This window comes from Mucilaginibacter achroorhodeus, assembly GCF_007846095.1.
Lineage (GTDB): Bacteria > Bacteroidota > Bacteroidia > Sphingobacteriales > Sphingobacteriaceae > Mucilaginibacter > Mucilaginibacter achroorhodeus.
In genome coordinates this window covers 146,971-167,823 of sequence record NZ_VOEI01000004.1, presented here as the reverse complement: position 1 = coordinate 167,823, position 20,853 = coordinate 146,971, and the positions used below count along the sequence as shown (strand labels likewise).

Sequence of the window (20,853 nt, the reverse complement as noted above, 5' to 3'; positions counted from 1 at the left end):
ACTTTTGCTTTAACTGCATGAGCGAGAATAAAACCCTTTATACCAGCAACGATCTTAGCCTTAACCAGGCGCATAGCTATACCCTGCTCCTACAAGTTGAAGTGAACAGTTTTAGTTATGCCATTGTGCATGGCAAACAGCTGTTAGCTTGGGGCGAAAATTTTAACACAGACGAGCTGCGTGATCCTGATCAACTGCGCGATATACTGACCGCTAATTACAAAGAGGTGCTCATTGGCCTTGATGCTGAAGCTGCTACGTTGCTGCCAAAATCGCTTTACGAACCGGGCAGGGTTAACGAGATAGCGCGCTTGCTGGATGTAAAAGACAACGAAAAGGTTTTCTCACAACTGCTGGATGATGATAACGTAATCATTTATAAGGCTGACGAAACGTTAACTTATGCTGTGAAAGACCTGGATAACCAATATGTTTTTCATAAAGATGCCGGCTTTATTAAAGCCATACCTAACGACTACCCAACAAGCAGTAATTTGTACTTGAACATCGGGCATGATAAAGTATCGATAGTAAATTACAAGTACAACAAACTACGCTTCAACAATACCTTCAGTATAAAAAACCACGAAGAGCTGGCCTACTTTTGCGCCCTTGTTGCAAAAGAATTACAGCTTGAGCCAAAAGACATGCGCCTTGTGCTAAGCGGTGAAATAAACGACACCGACGGTTATTTTAATTACCTGAAAGACTTTTTCGGACAGGTAAGGCTAAGCAGCATCACCATACTGGATGCACCTTACGATATACAATCGCACAAGTTGTTAGCTATAGCCGCCCTGTTGCTATGCGTATAATTGGAGGAAGACTGAAAGGCCTGCGGCTTAATCCACCAAAGAATTTACCAGTACGCCCCACTACTGATCTTGCTAAAGAAGCGCTCTTCAACATCCTGCAAAATCAAATAGAATTTGAAGGCATTACCGTGCTTGATCTTTTTAGCGGCACGGGCAATATCTCTATGGAATTTGCTTCGCGATATGCCGAGAAAGTCATATCAGTAGATAGAAGTATGCACTGCGTAGGTTATTTAAAAGACGCTGCGCGCCAGCATGGGCTTACGCAGATAGAAACCTTTAAGACTGATGTTTTTAAATACTTGGCAATGGAAACCGAGCAATATGACCTCATATTTGCCGACCCCCCTTACGACCTGGATAAGATCCCCACGATTTCTAAAATAGTTTTTGATCGCAACCTGTTAAAACCTGATGGTGTGCTGATAGTGGAACACCAAAGCATGCAAAACCTGGCCAATCATCCGGCTTTTGTAGAGCAAAGAAAATACGGGCATTCTTCTTTTTCATTTTTTAAGCATCCTACCGATGAGCAATAACCACGTAAGAAATCTGCAGACCACCGTGTTATCAGACAATTGGTACACTTTACGCAAGGCCACTTACGAACTTTTAGGCAGGGATGGCGAGTGGCAAGCCCAACAACGTGAAGCTTATGACCGTGGCAATGGTGCAGTAATACTTTTGTACAACAGAGCAGAGGGCACGGTGATCTTAACCAAACAGTTTAGGTTGCCTACTTATTTGAATGGTAACGAGGATGGTTACCTCATTGAAGCCTGCGCTGGCTTATTAGACGAGCATAACCCTAAAGATTGCATTCGTAAGGAAACCGAAGAAGAGACCGGTTACAAGATAACACAGTTGCAAAAAGTGTTTGAGGCGTACATGTCGCCCGGCTCGGTCACTGAGATACTTTACTTTTTTGTAGCCGAGTATAGCAAAGACATGAAAATAAGTGATGGTGGCGGTTTGGCAGATGAAACCGAGAGTATAGAGGTGTTAGAACTTGAGTTTAGCAAAGCGCTTGAGATGGTGAAAACCGGTGAGATAAAAGATGCGAAGACGATAATGCTGCTACAATATGCGCAGATAAATGGGTTGGTAAGCTAAAAGTAACGGGCACGTGCGATTCCTCCCGGGGAGGGTGTAGGGAGGGGTTTCTAAAAGCGATGATCACCCCTCCCTGCTACTACACAATCCATCGCACCCCTCCCATGGGAGGGAATTTTATTCATTCACATTATTGATTACAATATTTCCCTATTTTTGATGAGCAACAATGCTACTGATATGAAAATAGCCCTGTTCCCGGGTTCGTTTGATCCTGTTACCAAAGCGCACGTTGACATTGTTAAACGGTCGGTAAACCTTTTTGATAAATTTTATATAGGTGTTGGGGTAAACAGCAGCAAGCAAGGCTTATTGCCCGTTAGTAAACGCGAAGAAATGCTGAGGGCTGTTTTTGCGTATGACGAGCGCATACATATCATTGCCTATGAAGGGCTTACTGTTGATTTTTGCCGAAGTATAAACGCTGATTACATGATACGCGGCATACGCACGGTAAGCGATTTTGAATATGAAAAGGCTATTGCGCAAATGAATCATGCGCTTGAGCCGGAAATTGAAAGTATATTCATTGTAAGCAAGCCAGGTTATTCATCAATCAGCTCAAGCATTGTACGCGAGATCATCCGTTACAACGGTGATGTTTCGCAGTTTATACCTAAAGAGGCTATACCTTTTCTGCAATAAGCTTTTCTTTCACTAATACATCAATTATTGATGGGAATGTGTTATTGGTAATGGCAGGCACTTCTCTATTAGAAAACCATCGAACATCAGTAATACCCTCTTCAATTTGCGGAACAAGTTTTTCCTTGCCCTTGTAGCGCATTTTAAACCAATGAGTTTTCTTCAGCACCACTTCATTCTTGTAGATGTAAGTATGGTAGGTTTTACAGATCTTTTTCTCGAGCTTGTTTACTTTGATGCCGCACTCCTCTTCAACCTCGCGCACAGCAGCAATCTTCGTTTTCTCTTTCTTTTCTATTTTACCTTTCGGCAGGTCCCATTTATCATTACGGTAAATAAACAGGTGTTCGCCATGTTTATTGGTAACCAGGCCACCCGCTGCCTCAATTAAGAAATTGCTTTTAATAACCTGTTTTAAGAAAGCTTTTGCATCAGTGCAAAGCACGTAAAAAAGGTTATTTTTCTGCTTCAAAGCCCAGTGATAAACTATTTTAAGATCAAAGTGCTCAGCATCAATTGCTTGATAACCCAAACTCGGATCAGGTGTTTTAGCAGTAAGCAAAACCACTTTTTCGTTAATATAAATTCTGTATTTTTGAGCCATGTTTACCAATAGCGAGACCCAACAGCAGGTCGCCGAATTTTTGCTGCAAATTAAAGCAATAAAATTACAACCTACTAATCCTTTTACATGGGCTTCGGGCTGGAAATCACCCATCTATTGCGATAACAGGGTAACCCTATCTTATCCAACCATACGTACCTACATCAGGCAGAAATTATCTTCGGCCATACAAGAGGTTTTCGGTTCTGTTGATGCTATTGCTGGTGTGGCAACTGCCGGTATACCACAAGGCGCATTGGTTGCACAAGAGTTAGGCTTACCATTTATTTACGTGCGGGCAAAAGCTAAAGAACATGGCCGCGGCAACCTTATTGAAGGTGAGATAACACCTGGTCAGCGAGTGGTGGTAATAGAAGACCTTATCTCCACAGGTAAAAGCAGTTTGCAAGCAGTTGATGCTTTGCGGGAAGCTGGTTACACCGTTGCCGGACTCGCTGCAATATTCAGCTACGGATTTGACGTTGCTGACGAGAATTTTAAAAATGCCAAATGCCCGTACTTTACCCTATCAAACTATAACGCTTTGATAAAATACGCTGAAGAGAAGCAATATATTTCATCAGCCGATGTAGATATGCTTAAAAAATGGCGCGAAGAACCATCTACCTGGGGACAATAACTATCTATAATTATGAGCGTATTTGAAAGTGCAGTTACAATTAGTAAATCTGCCGATATTGTTTATGCTTTTTTAGCAGACATGAACAACCACAGGCAACTGATGCCCGATAGCATTACTGATTGGGAATCTACGGTAGATGTTGCCAGTTTCAATGTTCAAAACATAACCAAATTATCGTTAAAAATTGAAGAGCGCGTAGCTTATACTTTGATAGGGATAGTACCTGCGGAAAAACCGCCTTTCAATCTCGACTTAAAGTGGGAGTTAAATTCTGCCGGGAATGCAACAGAGGTAAATTTCGTCATTACAGCTGATCTTAACATAATGATGAAGATGCTGGCAAGCGGGCCTTTAAAGAAGTTAGCTGAAGAAGAAACGGCTAACTTAGTTCGGTTACTAAGTTAGCCGTAAGGGATTAAATTTCGTTTCTGCTGCCGTTTTTAATGTGATTGGCCGCCACTAACGCATTTACGATGAACAGACTGGTTACTACAATAGCCATAATAATAAAGGGGGGTTTTAAGTGACTCAATTGTTTTACGGATTAACCTGTTCAATAGTTATACCGTTTCCATAAATATACGTTTTTTCGTAATCAAACAAACTTTTTTAAATAAAAATTAAAAAAACGTAGAAGCTTATACTCAACCTTGTGTAATGCGTGTAGATTAAATTCCCATCAGTTTCTATAACCTCAAAATCATTCAGCGCACTTAATTAAATAAACAATTTACCGTAACTTTGCGGCAAATTGTAACGCAGCATGATCACGGTATCAAATTTATCTCTTCGTTTCGGTAAACGCATTTTGTTTGAGGATGTAAACCTTAAATTTACCCAAGGCAACTGCTATGGTATTATTGGTGCAAATGGTGCAGGCAAATCAACGTTCCTTAAAATACTTTCTGGGGAGGTAGATCCTACCAGCGGTTCGGTAAGTTTCACCCCCGGCGAGCGTATGGCCGTATTAAGCCAAAACCATTACGCTTTTGACGACTTTACGGTTATTGAGACGGTGATGATGGGCCATAAGGAAATGTACGCCGTAATGAAAGAAAAAGATGCCATCTATCTGAAAGAAGATTTTAACGATGCTGACGGCGAACGAGCAGGCGAACTGGAAAATCTTTTTGCCGAGATGGACGGCTGGAACGCCGAGAACAACGCTGCTACCCTATTGAGCAACCTGGGCATTAAAGAAGACAATCACTATAAACAGGTTAAAGACCTTGATAATACACAAAAGGTTCGCGTGCTGTTAGCACAAGCGCTATTTGGCAAACCGGATATCCTGATACTGGATGAGCCTACCAACGACCTTGACATTAATACGATTACCTGGTTAGAGGATTTCCTTGCATCGTATGAGGCGATTGTACTGGTGGTATCTCACGACAGGCACTTTTTGGATACCGTGTGTACCCACGTGGTAGATATTGACTTTGGTAAGATGATCATTTACACCGGTAACTATTCGTTCTGGTACGAATCGAGCCAGTTGGCGTTAAAGCAACGTGCCGAGCAGAACAAAAAGGCTGAAGATAAGGTTAAGGAGCTACAGGAATTCATCCGCCGCTTTAGCGCAAATGCTTCAAAATCTAAACAGGCCACCAGCCGTAAGAAAGCTTTGGACAAGATAAATCTTGACGAGATACAACCATCAAACCGTAAATACCCCGGCATTATCTTTAATAACCAGGGCCGTGAAATTGGCGACCAGGTATTACAAACGGAAAATTTGGGTAAAACGCTAAATGGCGAAGTGCTGTTCTCTAACATCAGCTTTATGGCAGCCAAAGGCGATAAGATAGCCGTGCTATCTGAAAACAGCTTAGCCACAACTGCTTTTTATGATGTTTTAACCGGCCGTGATACTGATTACACAGGTAACTTTAAATGGGGTGTTACAGTAAATATTGCTGATATACCGACAGATACTGCCGAATACTTTAAAGGTAAAGATGATAACCTCATCGACTGGTTGCGCGAGTACTCACCGGGCGAAAAAGATGACCAGTTTATCCGTGGCTTCTTAGGCCGTATGTTGTTCAGTGGCGAAGAGGTATTAAAAAAAGCCAGCGTTTTATCAGGTGGTGAAAAAATGCGTTGTATGTTCAGCCGCATGATGCTGCAAAGCGCAAACATGCTTTTGTTGGATGAACCTACCAACCACCTCGACCTGGAATCTATCACCGCGCTAAACAACGGTATGAAAGATTTCCGTGGTAACATCATCTTCACATCTCGAGATCATGAATTGGTGCAAACCGTTGCTAACCGCATTATAGAAATAACACCGGCAGGTATAATTGATAAGTTAATGACTTATGACGAATACATCACCAGCGAGGCTGTACAAAAGCAACGTGAGGAAATGTATGCCGCAGTGTAACTAATGTGGCATTAACATAGTCTATGCCGGTATGAAACGTATACTGTTAATTGTATTACTTATCGTACCGGCATTTTTTGCTAAAGCGCAGGAGCTTACAGGTAAAGTTATCGACGGGAAAACGCAGGCTCCGCTCCAATACGTTAATGTTGGCGTAATGGGGAAAAGCATAGGTACGGTTACCGGCAAAGATGGATCGTTCAATCTAAATCTCTCCGATCATCCTAACGATACGCTACGACTATCAATGGTGGGCTATGTGCCGCTAACTTTTAAAATAGCAGATGCAATAAATATGCGGGATAAAAACTTTGTTTTACAGCCCGCAACAATGCAGTTAAACGAAGTAAAGGTAAGCAACCATAAATGGAAGCAGGTGATATTGGGCAATACAACCCGCTCTAAAAATACTAATGCCAGTTTCAATACCGGCCGGCCCGGTAACGAGATAGGCACTATTATCAAGATCAAGAAGTCCCCCACTTACTTAAAGCAGTTTAATGCTTCGCTGTCGTCAACGCTAATGACGGATTCGGTAACGATGCGGTTGAACTTCTACACGATAAAAAACGGACTGCCCAATCAACTATTGCAAAATCAAAACATATTTGTAACTATCAAAAAAGGCCAGGATATGATTACCGCTGACCTTAATCCTTATAATATTGTTGTTGAAGACAAATTCTTTGTAAGCCTGGAATGGGTAAAGGAAAGTCGCGCTGAAAATATCTGGTTTTCGGCAAGTTTATTTAGCGGCGCCATCATAGCCCGCGAAACAAGCCAGGGTACATGGGAAAAAGAAGGGATAGTTGGGCTGGGCTTTAACGTGTTAGCCGAATATTGAGAATTAAACCTATTTAATTAACGCAAATTTAGTCAGCAGATAGTATATTTGCCATCCATTTACTTATAATCACGACTCCGTAGCTCAGCTGGTAGAGCAAATGACTCTTAATCATTGGGTCGAGAGTTCGAATCTCTCCGGGGTCACCTGTTACTGATCAATGCCTTAGCACTTTGCTGAGGCTTTTTTGTTGAATTAAATTGCCTTGAAACTAATTGTCGGCTACTCAAATTAAACTATCATACTTGTAAATACAAAATTTTAACTGTTGCACTAAAAACATTCTTAATAAGAGTGCGTTTAGTATACCATGGCATCTACAGTTGAAAAAGCAAATATGTTATTTTCACCCTCGGGCATTGGGGGGAGTTTAGCTATTTTCCTGATCGCCGTTGCCATGGTGTTTGCTATCTGGATCCTTCTAAAAGAAAAACAATCCATCAACTCAAAACGCAATAGCAATCTGGAGAAAGCAATTGTTGCTCATTTCCTCCATTCAATTAAATTGGACTTTGTTTGCGACATCTTAAAAATAGATCGCGTTGATATTACCCATTCCAAATCTAAAACTTACTCTAAAAGCAGGCTAAATACTTCACCGCGCGATTAAAGTATACCTTATGAAACACATCCTGATTATTGCTACAACCTTTGTGTCATTATGCATGGGCATGTCATCTTATGCACAAACAGAGCCGCCGAAAGTTCCGAACATTATGGAGATCAACCGAAAAAAGATCGACTCCCTTGATCAAAAGCTGATCGAGATAATTGGAACAAGGGAGAAGTTGGTAAAGGAAATTGGTGAATACAAGGCGGCGAATCATATCCCTCCACTACAGGCTTCTCGTTTCCAGGAAGTTTTAAACAGGTCTACAGCGGCCGGTAAAACTCAAGGCCTCTCAGAAGACTTTATCAAAGAGCTTTTGAACGCCATACACAAAGAAAGCCTAAGGATTGAGAATGAGATAAAAGATAAAGCAAAATAAAACACCCTCTGCCGGGCAAAAAAAGGGGAATCATCCATCAGGATAATTCCCCTTTTAATTTAAAGATTTATTTAAATACAGTTGTAATAGCTTCGCCCACTTCATGACCTGCGTTGGCTTTGAAATCAAGTCCAAGCAATTGCGCTATGGTTTGCGCCAGTTGTTTATGGTAAGTACTTGTAGGTGTCTTTATCTCGCCTAAAACTTTTGTATCAGGGCCTATCACCGCAAACCAGGTTTGCTCAGCTCCTTTTACATCAGCACCGTGGTTTCTCCAGCTATCAAGCGGCATTTCGCCACGGCCATGGTCGCAGGTTATAAGTAGTGTAGTTTTATCTTTATAAAAAGGATCTGCCTGTACCATTTCCCAAATGGTTCTGATAAAACCGTCCTCTTGCCTTGCTCGCTCCAGGTAAGCTTTGTAATTACCCTCATGCGCCATATCATCAGTTTCGTCAAACGCCATGTAGGCAACACGTGGTTTGTATTGCTTTATATATTCTTTGGTAAACTCGTAAGTGATAAAGTCTGACCGTGTCGAATCGCCCAAATAGCGCGGTACATCTTTTTGAAGATCATTCAGAAACTTTAAGCGGGCATTAGCATCTGCGTTTTTCAGATCAGCATAGCCTGAATAAACAGGTAAGCCCGAACGGTTAACATTCAGTATCTGAGGAAAGCGTTCCCAGGAAGAAAAAGCTATTACTTTTCCGGCGTATCCCTTTTGTTTATTGATAAACTCCAACACGTTCATGTTTGGGTTTACAATGGCGTCATTGGTGTTCATGCGAACGTCAGGGAACCCGGTGAAGATCTCGTTATAGCCTGGGTAAGAGAACCGATATTGGTTTGCAACTTCGTCTTTATTACCCAAATCGCGGTTGCCATATACCTGCCCTTTCTCACTCACAACCGACCACAGAAAAGGGAAAAGCATTTTACGACGCTCTGCTGCGGCAGGCGCCCAAAACTTCTTTTTCACCTCGTCTTTATCGTTTGTGAATTTTGAATTGATAAGGGCCGAATCAGCACCACGGAAAACATCCTGCCAGCGCATGCCATCAAGTGTAACAATGATGATGTTTTGTGTTTTGTGAGATTGCGCATGAACGTTGAAAGCGATGGCAAAAAGCATCGCAATGGTGATCATTTTTTTCATATCGAAAATAAAAAAGGGCGGTTTATTAAGCCGCCCTGTAAATGTAAATTATTTTAATATCCACATAATACCGTTAATATCGTCGTTACCACCGTATTGGCTCTGTAACGCTTTTTGATAATTTGCGGCATTGGCAGTACGTTCAGCTTCAGGATATTGGAAGCGCTTGGCAATACGCGAGCTGTTACCCGTACCCGGCCCTGTAGTAAAGTTAGGCACACCGGTACGGCGGTACGTAAAGTAAGACTCTAAACCTGAGTGGCGGAACAACGCTATATACTTTTGTTGAAGTATGCGTGTTAAACCTGCTGTACCCGCCTGGTATTTTACACTTGTTTGGCTGTAATAATTGTTGAAGGTTACTGGTATCTGGAAAGTATCATAATTACCATCAACAGTTACACTTGTTGAACCCGGGCGGTAGAAATACGCCGTAAACGCACCATCCTCAGGAATGCCGTATGATGCCATAGATGCCTTGATACCGCTTTGATAATAAGACTCAGCATTTCCACTTGTCCAACCACGGTTTATACCTTCAGCAATATTAAACATCAACTCCGGATAGCCTATTTGTACGCTTGGCTCGCCGGTGTAGGTTGAATAAAAGTGCTTGCGATTAATGAATGAGTATTTCTGCAAACCCGCATTATTGTACATTGTTCCCTGGTCTTCACCCGGGTCGGCACCTACAAAAGAAGCAAAGTCAGTAGCGCTTTTACCTTGTTTGTCAACCAGATCTCGTGCTGGTTCCGCAGTGACATAAACACGTGGATCTTTAAGCGAGGTAAGCAAACCTACATATGTTGATGACATATTTTTACGTGAACCGCTTTGCCCAAAGTTGTTCGGGTTCATTGGATAAAAATTGGTTGGCGTAACAAAGGTGTACTGCATGTTATCAGCAGTGCTTTGCATCAACGGATATTTTGATGGGTTGGCAATAATAGTAGCAAAACGGGTAATAACTTTCAGGTCAGTATCGCCGGTTTTGTTACTTAACTGCACAAGTAAACGTAGATAAAGTGCATTTACGGTTTTTTGCCACTTTGTAAGATCATTACCAAAGTAAATATCGTTCTTTAAGGTAGCACCTTCTCCCGTTCCAAAATCACTTGGTTTAGCGATTAACTGTCCCAGATCGCTGTTGGCACTTTCCAGCCAATCCAAACATTGCAGCATAACTGTTTTTTGAGGATCGTAAGTTGGTTCAAGATTATCTAAACCTTTCAGAGCATCGTTCATAGGGATATCACCCATTTCCAGGCTCATTTTACTGAACAGGTATGCTTTAAAGAATTTACCCAAAGCTTCGTAAGGATTAATGGCGGCACCGCCGGTTGCAGCAGCCGCTTTCTCCATCACAGTCACGTTCTTAAGTACCCGGTAATAATCGTCACCCGATCCAAAATCATAGCGATTATTCCCGTAATAATCATAGTTATACAGGTAATACTGGCTATAGATCTCTTTTTGGCCATCTGGTAGCTCGGCTGTGCTGGTAAGTACACCGTTAAATAATAGTGATGCCGGTACGTTATTGGGTACGTTAGTATTTTGCGAAAGCTCGTCAAAGCTTTTTTTACAACTTGTTACTGAAAGCAGCAGCGCCGCAGGCAGTATATATTTCGTTAATATCGTTTTCATGTTTACTGCTATCAGTTATTAGAATGATACATTTAGGTTAAGGCCATAACTACGCACAGTTGGCGATTGTAAACCACTTAAGCTTGTAGCATAGTTATACTGGTCAAGGTCAACATCTTTAAAGCGTTTGTCTTTATAGAAATAAAGCAGGTTACGACCATAAACAGATACTGATGCCTTTTGAATGAATGATTTTTGCAGCCATTGTTTAGGGAAGGTAAAGCCGAATGTAACCTCGCGCAGTTTCGAGAAGGTTTTGCTCATCAGGTTAGCCTCGTCTGCACCGTAATATTTACTTACATAATCCTGCACAAAGGTTTTGGTACCGTTTTGCTTGTATTGCAGATCGCCGTAGTTAAGTACTGCACCCGTGGTTGAGTTATAGTTGATAACACCACCATTTGAAATTTGTACACCCTCACCTACATAGCTACCGGTATAACCGGCTTTGCCGTAGTTTGACCAATCCTGGTAGCGGGCAGCACCCAAAGCGCCTTCGGCGGTTTCAATGTTTGCACCTCCGCGCATGGTTTTGTTGTGCATATAATCAACCATTACACCACCTACAGAGCCGTCAAACTGGAAGCTCATACTGAAGTTTTTGTACTGCAATCTGTTGTTTACAGCCCATGCGTAATTGGCATTCATATTACCCAGATACTGTGGCACAGGGTTAATAAGAGGCTTACCAGCAGCATCATTAATTACCTGGCCTTGCGGTGTTCTTACGAATGCGGTACCATACAATTTATCAGTACGGTCACCTTCTCTAAAGAATGTTTGGTAAGTATCTTGTCCTTTAGGTAATTCGAGATACTTATCCTTAAATGTAGATACGTTCACCAAAACATTCCAGCTAAAACCGCTTAGATCTTTTATTGGTGTTCCTTGTAAAGAAAGCTCGTAACCGGTCTTTTTGGTTTTTAAGGCGTTAACGTACTCAATTGTGTAACCCGATGCAGTTGAGATGGCATTAGCCAAGATCTGCGGACCATCCACATACTGGAAGGCGGTAGCACTTAAACCCAATCTGTTTTGCAGGAATTTGATATCCAAACCTTCCTCGTAGTTTACACGGGTTGAGGTTTTGATGCCTGATTGAAAAAGGTAGTCTGTTGCGTAACCAGCAGTTTGGCTGTTGTACACCTTACCTGTGGTGAACGATGTGTTCAAAGCGTAAGATGGGCCGTTGTAAGGCGACGCATAAACAGTACCGTAACCAAGTGGATTGGTCATTAATGGATTAGAAGTATTTGGACTACCACCTAAAGCCGTGATAGAACTGAATGGTGCAGGCCCTATTGTTGTAGCTGTAGCATCAGAACGGATGTTGGAGTATGAGCCACGAGCTTTTAAATAGCTAATAAATTCAGGCAATTGCACATAATCAGAAATAACTGTACTTAGTGATACACTTGGGTATAAATAAGTAGTTGGTGTTTGAAACGCTGAAGATTTATCAATACGTAAAGTATTTGATAAGGTAGCGTATTTACCAAAGCTTGCATCCAATGAATAATAAGCACTCAGAACGCGCATATCAGATCTGAAACTGCTTGCCTGAACAGGGTTCATGGAGTTGCTGAAAGAGTATACTTCCGGCACGTTCAGATAGTCTGTTGAAGCCCAGTTTGAGTTGTAGCTAAAATTACGCATGTTACCACCAACCAAACCTGATAAGTTAAGGAACTTGGCAATGGTATAATCGTAGTTGATCATTAACTCTGTGTTGTTATCAAACAAGTTGCGGCGATCTTCGCGATAGTCGCCCATGTTACCTTCACGACCATATGGGTGGGCAGAGTAAGGCATCTTTTCTGTACGCAGCAAGCCGTAAGTATCAATTTGTGAGCGCAGGGTTGCATTCAGGTTGTTATTGATCTTAAAGTTAGCTGACAAATAACCGGTGGTGTTGTTTTTGTAATGGCCGCGCGTCCATTCCTTAACCATTAACCAGGGGTTGTGGTAACGGGTGTACTCAGCAAATTGCGATTGTACCCCTACCTTACCCGGCTGCCAGATAGCTTTAATATCAGGTGCGTTAACATCCCAGTCGGCACCTGTCCAGATAGCCACGTTGTATATCAAGCTGTTTGGGCCATAGCTAACATCCGGGAAGTTGTCTGTAGTTTGGCGGTTAAAGTTTACGTTACCTTCAAATTTCCAGCGTGAGTTTGGATTGAACGAAGCGTATATATTAGCGTTAGCAATATCAAGATATTGCTCAGGAATGTAGCTGTTCTGGTGTTGTTGAGATGCTGAAAGGCGGATGTTATAGGTATCGCCATTTGCAGTTAAAGCAACGTTGTTATTGGTTTGGTAACCTGTACGCAAAAAATTTGCAAGATTATTAGCACCACGAGCGGTATAAGGAGTTGCTTGCCTTACGCCGTTAATAACCGGGCTATCATACTGTTTGATTAACTGACCTGCAAAATAAGGTCCCCAAACGTCATAGTCGGCATCTACACCACCCGGTGCACCACCTTTACCATCCACAAATTCGTAAAACGTATTTTCACCTGCGCCGTATGATTTTTGCACACGTGGGAAAGCCAAAAATCCGGTGTTTATTACGGTTGAGCTGTTGATATCAACCGTTAAGCCTTTTTTGTTTTTATTACCCTTTTTAGTTGTTATTAAAATTGCACCATATTGAGCACGATTGCCGTAAAGCGCGGCAGCAGCCGGGCCTTTTAACACGGTGTAAGTTTCTATATCATCAGGGCTGATATTGTAAGTGTCGGTGTTGATGGGAAAACCATCTACCACATATAGTGATATAGCATTACCTCTCAACCTCACGCTTGGTGCGCCAAGCAACTCGGCGGATGCACCTACCGATAAACCAGCTACCTTACCGGTTAAGCCTGTTATAGGGTTAGGATCGCGGGCCAAAGTTAGATCGCTGCCGTTTACGGTTTGCACGGCGTAACCGACCTTGCGGGCGTCTTTGCTAACACCAAGGGCGGTAACTACCACCTCGTTAAGGGTTTTACTATCGCCTTTAAGGGCAACTATCATGTTGGTTGTGCTTCCTATGGTTACCTGTTGCTCTGTAAACCCTAAGAATTTAAAAACCAATACCTGTCCTTTCGAGGCATTGATGATAAAGCGGCCGTAAAGGTCGGTTGTAGTGCCCTGGTTGGTACCTTGTAACATAACGCTAACGCCCGGTAAGGGCTGTTTGGTCTCATCTGTTACTGTACCTGAAATTTTGTTCTGGGCGAACAAAATTGCGGGTGAAAGGCAGCATATCACAGCGATAGCCACTCTTTTAAGATAAAGGTAAATTTGTTTCATCTGCTTTTTAAAATCTGTTTGTTAGTTTGATTTTACCAGCAGCAATACTAAACTTTGTTTATTATTATTAAACTAAGCCTAAGTTAAGGAAGCTTTAAACTTTAAGGGGTTAAATGTTAAGAGCGGGCATTTTTACTAACGGTTTCATTACAAACAAGTGCAATTAATTTAACACTGATTATTGTAAAGTAGCTTTGTTCTTTTGAAGATGGTTAAGTGCCATCCTTTTCAGCTCATCAATGCTGGTTACAGGAATGTGCTCTATTTTGGCCTCATCATCCCAATGCCTAAAGCGGATGATCAGGTCCTTATCCGGATCCGCTTCAAATGCTTCGGCCTCGCGAGCACTCATTACGCCGCCCTGGAAATTTAATGTTGTACGACTCGCCGGGGAAAGCTTTTCGTAATAATCGGGATATTTAAAAGTAAGGTAACGTTTAGCTATTACGTGGCCCTGCACCAGATTAGCCATACGTTTAGAAAAACCTAAGCCTATAAGATAATCGGCGCCCAGCTTTTCATGGTCAACGTTTCCCATGCCATCCATACTTTCTGCTTCTCCCTTTGCTGCGCACAGGTGGCCTATATCATGAAAGAACGCAGCCAGCACCACCTCGTCATCGTAACCTTCGGCTTTGGCGAGATCTGCCGCCTGGGCCATATGTTCTAATTGCGATACCGGTTCACCTATGTAGTCTTCATCACCATGTTGCTCGTACAGGGCAAAAACTTTTTCTACTACTTCTTCCGGGGTAAGCTTCTCTAATTCCATCTTAATATCTTACAAAAGAAAAAACGACATGTTAACTGCTTATTAACCACAGATGATTAAATATAACTTAACTTTTTTTAACATCTGTAAACTTATTTTTACTTGACTTATGTTTTTATAATCTATACTTTGCCGCCTTCCAACAACCTTAATTAAGCAATGGAAGACGATATCCTGATACAAATAAGCAATCGTATTAAAGAAAAACGCCGCGAAAAAAACATCACCGTACAAGAACTGGCAACCAAAGCCAATGTAAGTAAAGGCCTTATATCACAAATAGAGAACAGCCGTACCATACCCTCACTTATCGTATTAATAGATATAGTTAGAGCTTTGGATATAGACCTCAATGTGTTCTTTAAAGATATCCGTCATGCCGATCAAAAGTTTCCCCTGATCATAAAGCGCAAAAGTGATTACGAACGTTTTGAGAAAGAGCATGCAGAAGGATTTGGTTATCAGCGCATATTTACCCAATCTATAAAAAACTCAACTGTCGACATCGTAATACTTGAGCTTGAACCCAATGCGCATCGCCCCCTGGTTGAGACAGAGGCGTATGAATACAAGTATATAATTAAAGGAGACGTAGAATACTTATTCGGAAACGATACCACTTATCAGTTAAATGAAGGTGACAGCATGCTCTTTGACGGCCGGATACCACATACCCCCCGCAATATTGGCAAAGGTAAAGCAAGCATGCTGGTGATCTACTTTTTTGAGAATACTGCAAGCGGTTAAAGTATTCTTAACACAAGCTTAGTTTATATTTAATAAACAATGTTTAATATTGCTAAACAAAAATTCAATTTAGCATGCCTATTAAACTTGTGGTATTCGATATGGCCGGCACAACAGTGGCGGATGAAAGCGGAGTGATGGACACTTTTAAGTCGTCTCTTGCAAAATATGGTTACGATGTTCCATTGCATGAGATAGCACCTTTAATGGGCTATGAAAAAAAACTGGCTATAAGAACCATGCTTGAACGCCATGAGGCTGACCCAAATAAATCAACGGATAAGTTAGTAAGCGCAATTCATCAATATTTTGTAGATACCCTTGTAAATCATTATCGCAATGCAACCGATCTGGAAGCTTTGCCCAATGCAGAAGAAACGCTGCTTTACTTACGCGAGCAAGGCATCAAGGTTGGTTTGAACACCGGCTTCTCGCGCATTATTGCCGATAGCATCATTAACAATCTTAAATGGCGTGAGCGCGGTTTGTTCGATTACATGATATGCTCTGATGAAGTGCCAGCCGGCAGGCCGGATCCTGCAATGATCCATTATATTATGAAAGAAGCAGGGGTTACTAACCCCGCAGAAGTTGCAAAAGTTGGCGACACAGAGGTTGATATCAACGAAGGCAAAAATGTAGGATGCAAATATATCATCGCGGTTACGACAGGTGCTTTTACCCGTGAACAACTGGAGACCTATCAACCTACCCACATCATAGATAACATAGCAGACGTTGTAGCGATAGTTACTGAAAAGAGCGATGCAATTGCTTAACCATTTACGCAACCGCGTTTCAAAATGGCCTTATGGGCTTACTTCGGTTTTGGCCGGGCTGGCTGCTTTTGGTGCATACACATCCATGTATGCTTTCAGAAAAGCGTTTGCGGCAGGCACGTTTACGGGGCATCAGTACCTGCACGTAGATTACAAAGCCTGGCTGGTGATAGCGCAGGTGCTGGGTTATATGCTTAGTAAGTTCTACGGCATTAGGTTTATAGCGGAGGTGAGATCGAAAAGCCGGGGTAAAAGTATATTGATGCTCATAGCTATCTCATGGCTTGCTTTGCTCCTCTTTGCTGTTATCCCGGCACCTTATAACATCATTTGCCTGTTTATAAACGGCTTCCCGCTGGGGATGATATGGGGCCTGGTTTTCGGTTACCTGGAAGGCCGCAAGGCTACCGAATTTATGGCTGCGGTGTTATCCATCAGTTTAATATTTGCTTCGGGGTTCGTAAAAACGGTTGCCCGCAATATCATGAGCAACATGCACGTAAGCGAATATACCATGCCTTTTATAACCGGTGCTTTTTTCGTGGTCCCGTTACTATTGTTTGTACTATTTTTAGAAGTGATGCCGGCGCCAACGGCGGAAGATAAGGCTTTACGTACCGAGCGCTTACCGATGGACGCCGCTGAACGCAAAGCTTTTTTAATTCGCTTTTTACCCGGTATAATTTTAACAGTTATTGTTTACGTTCTACTCACCGTGATGCGTGATATCCGCGATAACTTTGAAGTTGAGATATGGCACGGATTAGGTATTAAAAACAATGGCATTTTTGCCAGCATCGATTCGGTGATCTCTGTTGCAGTTTTAGCGGGCATCAGTCTGCTTATCCTCATCAGAAATAACCTGAGAGCGTTCGCTGTTATCCATATTTTTATTATATGCGGTTGCCTGTTGGCAGGTTTGGCAACAATATTTTTTAACGCCGGCGTTATCAGCCCTATCTGGTGGATGACCATTGCCGGCCTTGGCCTATACGCAGGCTATGTGCCCTACAATGCCATATTTTTTGAAAGGATGATCGCGTCTTTCCACTACAAAAGTAACGTAGGTTTTATTATGTACGTTGCCGATGCCATTGGCTACCTGGGCAGTATAAGCGTATTGTTACTGAAAGAGCTGGGGAACCCGCACATTAGCTGGAATTTATTTTTTAAGGACGGCTTATTGGTATTATCCATCATTGGCGGCATTAGCGGCACATTGTCACTTATTTATTTCATGCAAAGTGCGCGTAAAGGCATTAAAGAGAAAAACAACTTATCATTATTTACCGTATGAGCAACAAAACCGCTATAGTAATTGGCGCTGGTATAGTTGGCTTAGCCACAGCAAGGGCGTTAGCTATAAGAGGCTATAAAGTAGACATTTTTGAACGTAATGAGCGGGCAGTTGGTGCCTCTATCCGCAACTTTGGTATGGTTTGGCCAATAGGGCAACCTACCGGGCAATTGTTTGATCGCGCCATGCTATCACGAAGCATTTGGAAACAGATTTGTGGCGAGGCCGGTATCTGGCATGATGAAGTGGGCTCATTGCACCTGGCCTATCATGATGATGAGTTACAGGTAATGCAGCAATATGTTGATGTTAATGCCTCTTTAAGAGATTGCGCGCTGCTAACAGCGGAACAAGCGCTGCAAAAATCCCCGGCTGTGAATACCAATGGATTGAAAGGTGCGCTTTGGAGCGGTACAGAAATGATCATCGAGTCTCGCGAGGCTATAGGTACTGTGGCTGCATACCTGGCTGAAAAGCATAGTGTAAACTTTCATTGGAATACAGCCATTAGTGAGGTTAAAACAAATACGGTTAAAACGGGCAATCAAACCTATCAGGCAGATGAGATCTTCATTTGCAGTGGTACCGAGTTTGAAACGCTTTATCCGGAAATATTCGCTGCCACTCCTATTACTAAATGTAAATTACAAATGATGCGGATGGCGGCTCAGCCAAATAACTGGCGCATTGGGCCGTCGCTGTGTGGCAGCTTATCAATGGTACACTATCCGGGCTTCCAGGCCGCTGCTTCTTTACCCGCGCTGCGCGCACGGTATGAGGAGCATTATGCAGAATATTTGAAATGGGGCATCCATGTGATGGTCTCGCAAAACCAGTATGGCGAACTTACAGTTGGCGATTCGCATGAGTATGGATTGGTGCATGATCCCTTCGATAAAGAATTTATAAATAAAATGATAGTAGATTACCTTAAAACCTTTACAAACTTAAAGGATACAAGGGTGATACAAACCTGGAACGGCATCTATGCAAAGCTCACTAATGGTAAAACAGAACTGATTTTAGATGTAGAGCCCGGGGTAACCATCATTAATGGACTTGGCGGTAACGGCATGACACTATCTTTCGGACTTTGCGAACAAGTGATAGCGGCTCGTGCTGGCTCCGTTTAGTGAATAACCAACTTGATTTAATTTTAAAAGGAGCGCCGCAAGGGCAGCTCCTTTTTTGTTTGCCTATACTTTTATACATGAGCTTTACGAACAAGTAATTTGAGCCGTACAAGACATTCTGCATCACCCATTGGCTGCATCTTTGTTAAACAAAAACAAATAAGATCATGACAACAATTAAAAAAATAGCTTTAGGTAGCGGCGGCCCAATGGTTTCTAAACTTGGGTTAGGCTGTATGCGCATGTCATCAGTTTGGGGTGGCAAGGCAAATGACGAAAATGAAAGCATTGCCACCATACACGCTGCGCTTGATAACGGTATCAACTTTTTAAACACCGGAGATTTTTACGGTGCAGGCCATAATGAATTGCTGGTAGGTAAGGCGATAAAAGACCGCAGGGAAGACGCTTTCGTAAGCGTAAAATTCGGTGCCATATTTCACAATGGGCAATGGTTAGGTATGGACCTAAGGCCTATAGCCATCAAAAATTTCATCAATTATTCGTTGGTGCGTTTAGGCGTAGAAACTATAGACCTTTACCAACCATCACGTATGGATGGTAGCGTACCCGTTGCAGATATCATCGGCACAGTAGCAGATCTGGTTAAGGAGGGAAAAGTTCGCCACATTGGCGTTTCTGAAATTAATGCAGATCAACTACGCGAAGCAAACAGCATCCACCCGATAGCTGCTTTAGAGATCGGTTATTCTTTAGCTGACAGAGAAATGGAAAAGGAGTTATTGCCAACCGCCAAAGAGTTGGGCATTGCGGTAATCGCCTTTGCCAATACCGCCGAAGGGTTGCTAACCGGTAACATGACGGCCCCGCTTCCTGCAGATGCGTACCAAAATCATTTCTCACGTTTCCAGGGTGAGAACCTTGTTAAAAATCTTGAGAAAATTGAACTGCTGAAACAAATGGCAAATGATAAAGGAATAACGCCTACCCAACTTGCCATTGCATGGGTAAACCACCAGGGCGATTATATTATGCCTCTGGTGAGCATGAGCCGAAGATCTCGCCTGCCCGAAAATATTGCTGCTATGGCCATTACCTTTACCGATGAAGAGATGGCCTTGTTGAACACTCATTTTGCGCCGGGAGCAATTTTAGGTGGCACTTACCTGCAACGCTAAGCTGTTTTCATATATTTAAAACATGGTAAACCCAACCGAAATTATTCCGGGGATAATATTTTACGCCTACCTTGCCACTAAGCGCAAAGAAAAGATAGGTTTCTTTAAACACAATACTTTGGTAATGCAGGTTTCCGGGCAATTTTGCCTGGAAACCGCATATCAAAAGCTCGCCATGCAAAAAGGCCAAATGATGCTTATCGGTAAGAATCAACTGGCAGAGATACAAAAAGGCCCGCTGCCGAACGAGCCTTACCAAACCGTTATCATTACCCTGCAGGAGGATATCCTTAGAAAAATAGCTTTAGAAGAACAGATAGAGATAGATAAGAAATACATCGGCGAAAGAAATTTACTCATCGCGCCTAACGAATATCTGAAGGGGTTTTTCCAGTCCATCATGCCTTACATAGAGAGCTCGAGTGAAATGTTGACTAAAGACATTGGTATTTTAAAAGTGCGTGAAGCAGTGAAGCTTTTACTGCACGCCATGCCGCAGCTTCGGAGCTTTTTATTCGACTTTTCGGAACCGCATAAGATAGACCTGGAAAGCTTCATGAATACGCACTTCCATTTCAATATGCCGATAGAAAAATTTGCAGAACTTACCGGTAGAAGCCTTGCCGGCTTTAAACGTGATTTCAGCAAAACCTTTGGTATGGCACCGCGGCAATGGCTGCAACAACGCAGACTTACTGAGGCCAGGCACCTCATAGAACACAAACAGCAAAAGCCATCTGCAATCTACCTTGATCTTGGGTTTGAGACCCTCTCGCATTTCTCTCATGCATATAAAAAACATTACGGGAGCGCACCAACAAAAGTAGCATGA

21 protein-coding genes and 1 tRNA gene are annotated in these 20,853 nt (G+C 42.4%); 17 read left to right on the top strand and 5 right to left on the bottom strand.

What is annotated here, in order from left to right; genetic code table 11:
* Positions 1–17 precede the first annotated feature (17 nt).
* The 4 genes from FPZ42_RS12510 to coaD all read left to right on the top strand — a co-directional run bounded on the left by FPZ42_RS12510 (position 18) and on the right by coaD (position 2,573).
* Complete coding sequence (locus FPZ42_RS12510) at positions 18–815, top strand: DUF3822 family protein (RefSeq protein WP_146271882.1); 798 nt, start codon at positions 18–20, stop codon at positions 813–815.
* Positions 806–1,354, top strand: coding sequence for a 16S rRNA (guanine(966)-N(2))-methyltransferase RsmD (gene rsmD / locus FPZ42_RS12505; RefSeq protein ID WP_146271880.1), 549 nt, complete (start codon positions 806–808; stop codon positions 1,352–1,354). Before FPZ42_RS12510 ends, rsmD begins: the two co-directional genes overlap by 10 nt.
* A complete protein-coding gene (gene nudK, locus FPZ42_RS12500) occupies positions 1,344–1,928 on the top strand; it encodes a GDP-mannose pyrophosphatase NudK (RefSeq protein WP_146271878.1) in 585 nt (194 codons plus the stop codon). The genes rsmD and nudK overlap by 11 nt, the downstream gene beginning before the upstream one ends.
* Positions 1,929–2,108: 180 nt before the next feature.
* Complete coding sequence (gene coaD / locus FPZ42_RS12495) at positions 2,109–2,573, top strand: pantetheine-phosphate adenylyltransferase (protein ID WP_146271876.1); 465 nt, start codon at positions 2,109–2,111, stop codon at positions 2,571–2,573.
* Here coaD and FPZ42_RS12490 read toward each other — a convergent pair.
* Complete coding sequence (locus tag FPZ42_RS12490) at positions 2,554–3,177, bottom strand: NUDIX hydrolase (protein ID WP_146271874.1); 624 nt, start codon at positions 3,175–3,177, stop codon at positions 2,554–2,556. The two genes, coaD and FPZ42_RS12490, sit on opposite strands and share 20 nt — an antisense overlap.
* Here FPZ42_RS12490 and pyrE point away from each other — a divergent pair.
* From pyrE to FPZ42_RS12455, 7 genes are all read left to right on the top strand, one after another.
* Positions 3,176–3,817, top strand: a complete 642-nt coding sequence (gene pyrE, locus FPZ42_RS12485) for an orotate phosphoribosyltransferase (RefSeq protein WP_146271872.1) — start codon at positions 3,176–3,178, stop codon at positions 3,815–3,817. The genes FPZ42_RS12490 and pyrE overlap by 2 nt on opposite strands.
* A 12-nt stretch (positions 3,818–3,829) precedes the next feature.
* The gene (locus FPZ42_RS12480; protein ID WP_146271870.1) at positions 3,830–4,225 is read left to right on the top strand and encodes an SRPBCC family protein; all 396 of its coding nucleotides are present in this window, start codon (positions 3,830–3,832) and stop codon (positions 4,223–4,225) included.
* Between the two features lie 358 nt (positions 4,226–4,583).
* The gene (locus FPZ42_RS12475; protein ID WP_146271868.1) at positions 4,584–6,212 is read left to right on the top strand and encodes an ABC-F family ATP-binding cassette domain-containing protein; all 1,629 of its coding nucleotides are present in this window, start codon (positions 4,584–4,586) and stop codon (positions 6,210–6,212) included.
* A gap of 31 nt (positions 6,213–6,243) precedes the next feature.
* A complete protein-coding gene (locus FPZ42_RS12470) occupies positions 6,244–7,056 on the top strand; it encodes a carboxypeptidase-like regulatory domain-containing protein (protein ID WP_146271867.1) in 813 nt (270 codons plus the stop codon).
* A 73-nt stretch (positions 7,057–7,129) separates the two neighbouring features.
* A tRNA-Lys gene (locus FPZ42_RS12465) sits at positions 7,130–7,202 on the top strand.
* A gap of 164 nt (positions 7,203–7,366) precedes the next feature.
* A complete protein-coding gene (locus FPZ42_RS12460) occupies positions 7,367–7,666 on the top strand; it encodes a hypothetical protein (RefSeq protein ID WP_146271865.1) in 300 nt (99 codons plus the stop codon).
* Positions 7,667–7,676: 10 nt separating this feature from the next.
* Entirely contained in the window at positions 7,677–8,045 is a 369-nt protein-coding gene (locus tag FPZ42_RS12455; protein ID WP_146271863.1) for a chorismate mutase, read from the top strand.
* Positions 8,046–8,112: 67 nt separating this feature from the next.
* On the opposite strand, the gene FPZ42_RS12450 is transcribed toward FPZ42_RS12455, so the two are convergent.
* The 4 genes from FPZ42_RS12450 to FPZ42_RS12435 all read right to left on the bottom strand — a co-directional run bounded on the left by FPZ42_RS12450 (position 8,113) and on the right by FPZ42_RS12435 (position 14,926).
* A complete protein-coding gene (locus FPZ42_RS12450) occupies positions 8,113–9,204 on the bottom strand; it encodes an alkaline phosphatase family protein (protein WP_146271861.1) in 1,092 nt (363 codons plus the stop codon).
* Positions 9,205–9,252: 48 nt separating this feature from the next.
* Positions 9,253–10,851: a SusD/RagB family nutrient-binding outer membrane lipoprotein gene (locus FPZ42_RS12445; protein ID WP_146271859.1), complete on the bottom strand. Its 1,599-nt coding sequence runs from the start codon at positions 10,849–10,851 to the stop codon at positions 9,253–9,255.
* Between the two features lie 18 nt (positions 10,852–10,869).
* Positions 10,870–14,154, bottom strand: a complete 3,285-nt coding sequence (locus FPZ42_RS12440) for a SusC/RagA family TonB-linked outer membrane protein (protein ID WP_146271857.1) — start codon at positions 14,152–14,154, stop codon at positions 10,870–10,872.
* A gap of 178 nt (positions 14,155–14,332) precedes the next feature.
* Positions 14,333–14,926, bottom strand: a complete 594-nt coding sequence (locus FPZ42_RS12435; RefSeq protein WP_146271856.1) for an HD domain-containing protein — start codon at positions 14,924–14,926, stop codon at positions 14,333–14,335.
* Positions 14,927–15,085: 159 nt separating this feature from the next.
* Here FPZ42_RS12435 and FPZ42_RS12430 point away from each other — a divergent pair, with 159 nt between their 5' ends.
* From FPZ42_RS12430 to FPZ42_RS12405, 6 genes are all read left to right on the top strand, one after another.
* Entirely contained in the window at positions 15,086–15,673 is a 588-nt protein-coding gene (locus tag FPZ42_RS12430) for a helix-turn-helix domain-containing protein (protein WP_146271854.1), read from the top strand.
* A gap of 74 nt (positions 15,674–15,747) precedes the next feature.
* On the top strand, positions 15,748–16,452 hold the full coding sequence (locus tag FPZ42_RS12425) for an HAD-IA family hydrolase (protein ID WP_146271852.1): 705 nt from the start codon (positions 15,748–15,750) through the stop codon (positions 16,450–16,452).
* Positions 16,439–17,749, top strand: a complete 1,311-nt coding sequence (locus FPZ42_RS12420; protein ID WP_146271850.1) for a DUF5690 family protein — start codon at positions 16,439–16,441, stop codon at positions 17,747–17,749. Before FPZ42_RS12425 ends, FPZ42_RS12420 begins: the two co-directional genes overlap by 14 nt.
* On the top strand, positions 17,746–18,882 hold the full coding sequence (locus FPZ42_RS12415) for a TIGR03364 family FAD-dependent oxidoreductase (protein ID WP_146271848.1): 1,137 nt from the start codon (positions 17,746–17,748) through the stop codon (positions 18,880–18,882). The genes FPZ42_RS12420 and FPZ42_RS12415 overlap by 4 nt, the downstream gene beginning before the upstream one ends.
* 167 nt (positions 18,883–19,049) lie before the next feature.
* Positions 19,050–20,021 (top strand): aldo/keto reductase, encoded by a 972-nt coding sequence (locus FPZ42_RS12410; RefSeq protein WP_146271846.1) that lies wholly within the window; start codon positions 19,050–19,052, stop codon positions 20,019–20,021.
* A gap of 22 nt (positions 20,022–20,043) precedes the next feature.
* Positions 20,044–20,853 carry a helix-turn-helix domain-containing protein gene (locus tag FPZ42_RS12405; protein ID WP_146271844.1) on the top strand — a complete coding sequence of 270 codons (810 nt, stop codon included), beginning with the start codon at positions 20,044–20,046 and terminating at the stop codon, positions 20,851–20,853.

Coding starts and splice junctions, on each gene's coding strand:
- FPZ42_RS12510 (WP_146271882.1), top strand. CDS start 18: ATGAGCGAGAATAAAACCCTTTATACCAGCAACGATCTTAGCCTTAAC.
- rsmD (WP_146271880.1), top strand. CDS start 806: ATGCGTATAATTGGAGGAAGACTGAAAGGCCTGCGGCTTAATCCACCA.
- nudK (WP_146271878.1), top strand. CDS start 1,344: ATGAGCAATAACCACGTAAGAAATCTGCAGACCACCGTGTTATCAGAC.
- coaD (WP_146271876.1), top strand. CDS start 2,109: ATGAAAATAGCCCTGTTCCCGGGTTCGTTTGATCCTGTTACCAAAGCG.
- pyrE (WP_146271872.1), top strand. CDS start 3,176: ATGTTTACCAATAGCGAGACCCAACAGCAGGTCGCCGAATTTTTGCTG.
- FPZ42_RS12490 (WP_146271874.1), bottom strand. CDS start 3,177: ATGGCTCAAAAATACAGAATTTATATTAACGAAAAAGTGGTTTTGCTT.
- FPZ42_RS12480 (WP_146271870.1), top strand. CDS start 3,830: ATGAGCGTATTTGAAAGTGCAGTTACAATTAGTAAATCTGCCGATATT.
- FPZ42_RS12475 (WP_146271868.1), top strand. CDS start 4,584: ATGATCACGGTATCAAATTTATCTCTTCGTTTCGGTAAACGCATTTTG.
- FPZ42_RS12470 (WP_146271867.1), top strand. CDS start 6,244: ATGAAACGTATACTGTTAATTGTATTACTTATCGTACCGGCATTTTTT.
- FPZ42_RS12460 (WP_146271865.1), top strand. CDS start 7,367: ATGGCATCTACAGTTGAAAAAGCAAATATGTTATTTTCACCCTCGGGC.
- FPZ42_RS12455 (WP_146271863.1), top strand. CDS start 7,677: ATGAAACACATCCTGATTATTGCTACAACCTTTGTGTCATTATGCATG.
- FPZ42_RS12450 (WP_146271861.1), bottom strand. CDS start 9,204: ATGAAAAAAATGATCACCATTGCGATGCTTTTTGCCATCGCTTTCAAC.
- FPZ42_RS12445 (WP_146271859.1), bottom strand. CDS start 10,851: ATGAAAACGATATTAACGAAATATATACTGCCTGCGGCGCTGCTGCTT.
- FPZ42_RS12440 (WP_146271857.1), bottom strand. CDS start 14,154: ATGAAACAAATTTACCTTTATCTTAAAAGAGTGGCTATCGCTGTGATA.
- FPZ42_RS12435 (WP_146271856.1), bottom strand. CDS start 14,926: ATGGAATTAGAGAAGCTTACCCCGGAAGAAGTAGTAGAAAAAGTTTTT.
- FPZ42_RS12430 (WP_146271854.1), top strand. CDS start 15,086: ATGGAAGACGATATCCTGATACAAATAAGCAATCGTATTAAAGAAAAA.
- FPZ42_RS12425 (WP_146271852.1), top strand. CDS start 15,748: ATGCCTATTAAACTTGTGGTATTCGATATGGCCGGCACAACAGTGGCG.
- FPZ42_RS12420 (WP_146271850.1), top strand. CDS start 16,439: ATGCAATTGCTTAACCATTTACGCAACCGCGTTTCAAAATGGCCTTAT.
- FPZ42_RS12415 (WP_146271848.1), top strand. CDS start 17,746: ATGAGCAACAAAACCGCTATAGTAATTGGCGCTGGTATAGTTGGCTTA.
- FPZ42_RS12410 (WP_146271846.1), top strand. CDS start 19,050: ATGACAACAATTAAAAAAATAGCTTTAGGTAGCGGCGGCCCAATGGTT.
- FPZ42_RS12405 (WP_146271844.1), top strand. CDS start 20,044: ATGGTAAACCCAACCGAAATTATTCCGGGGATAATATTTTACGCCTAC.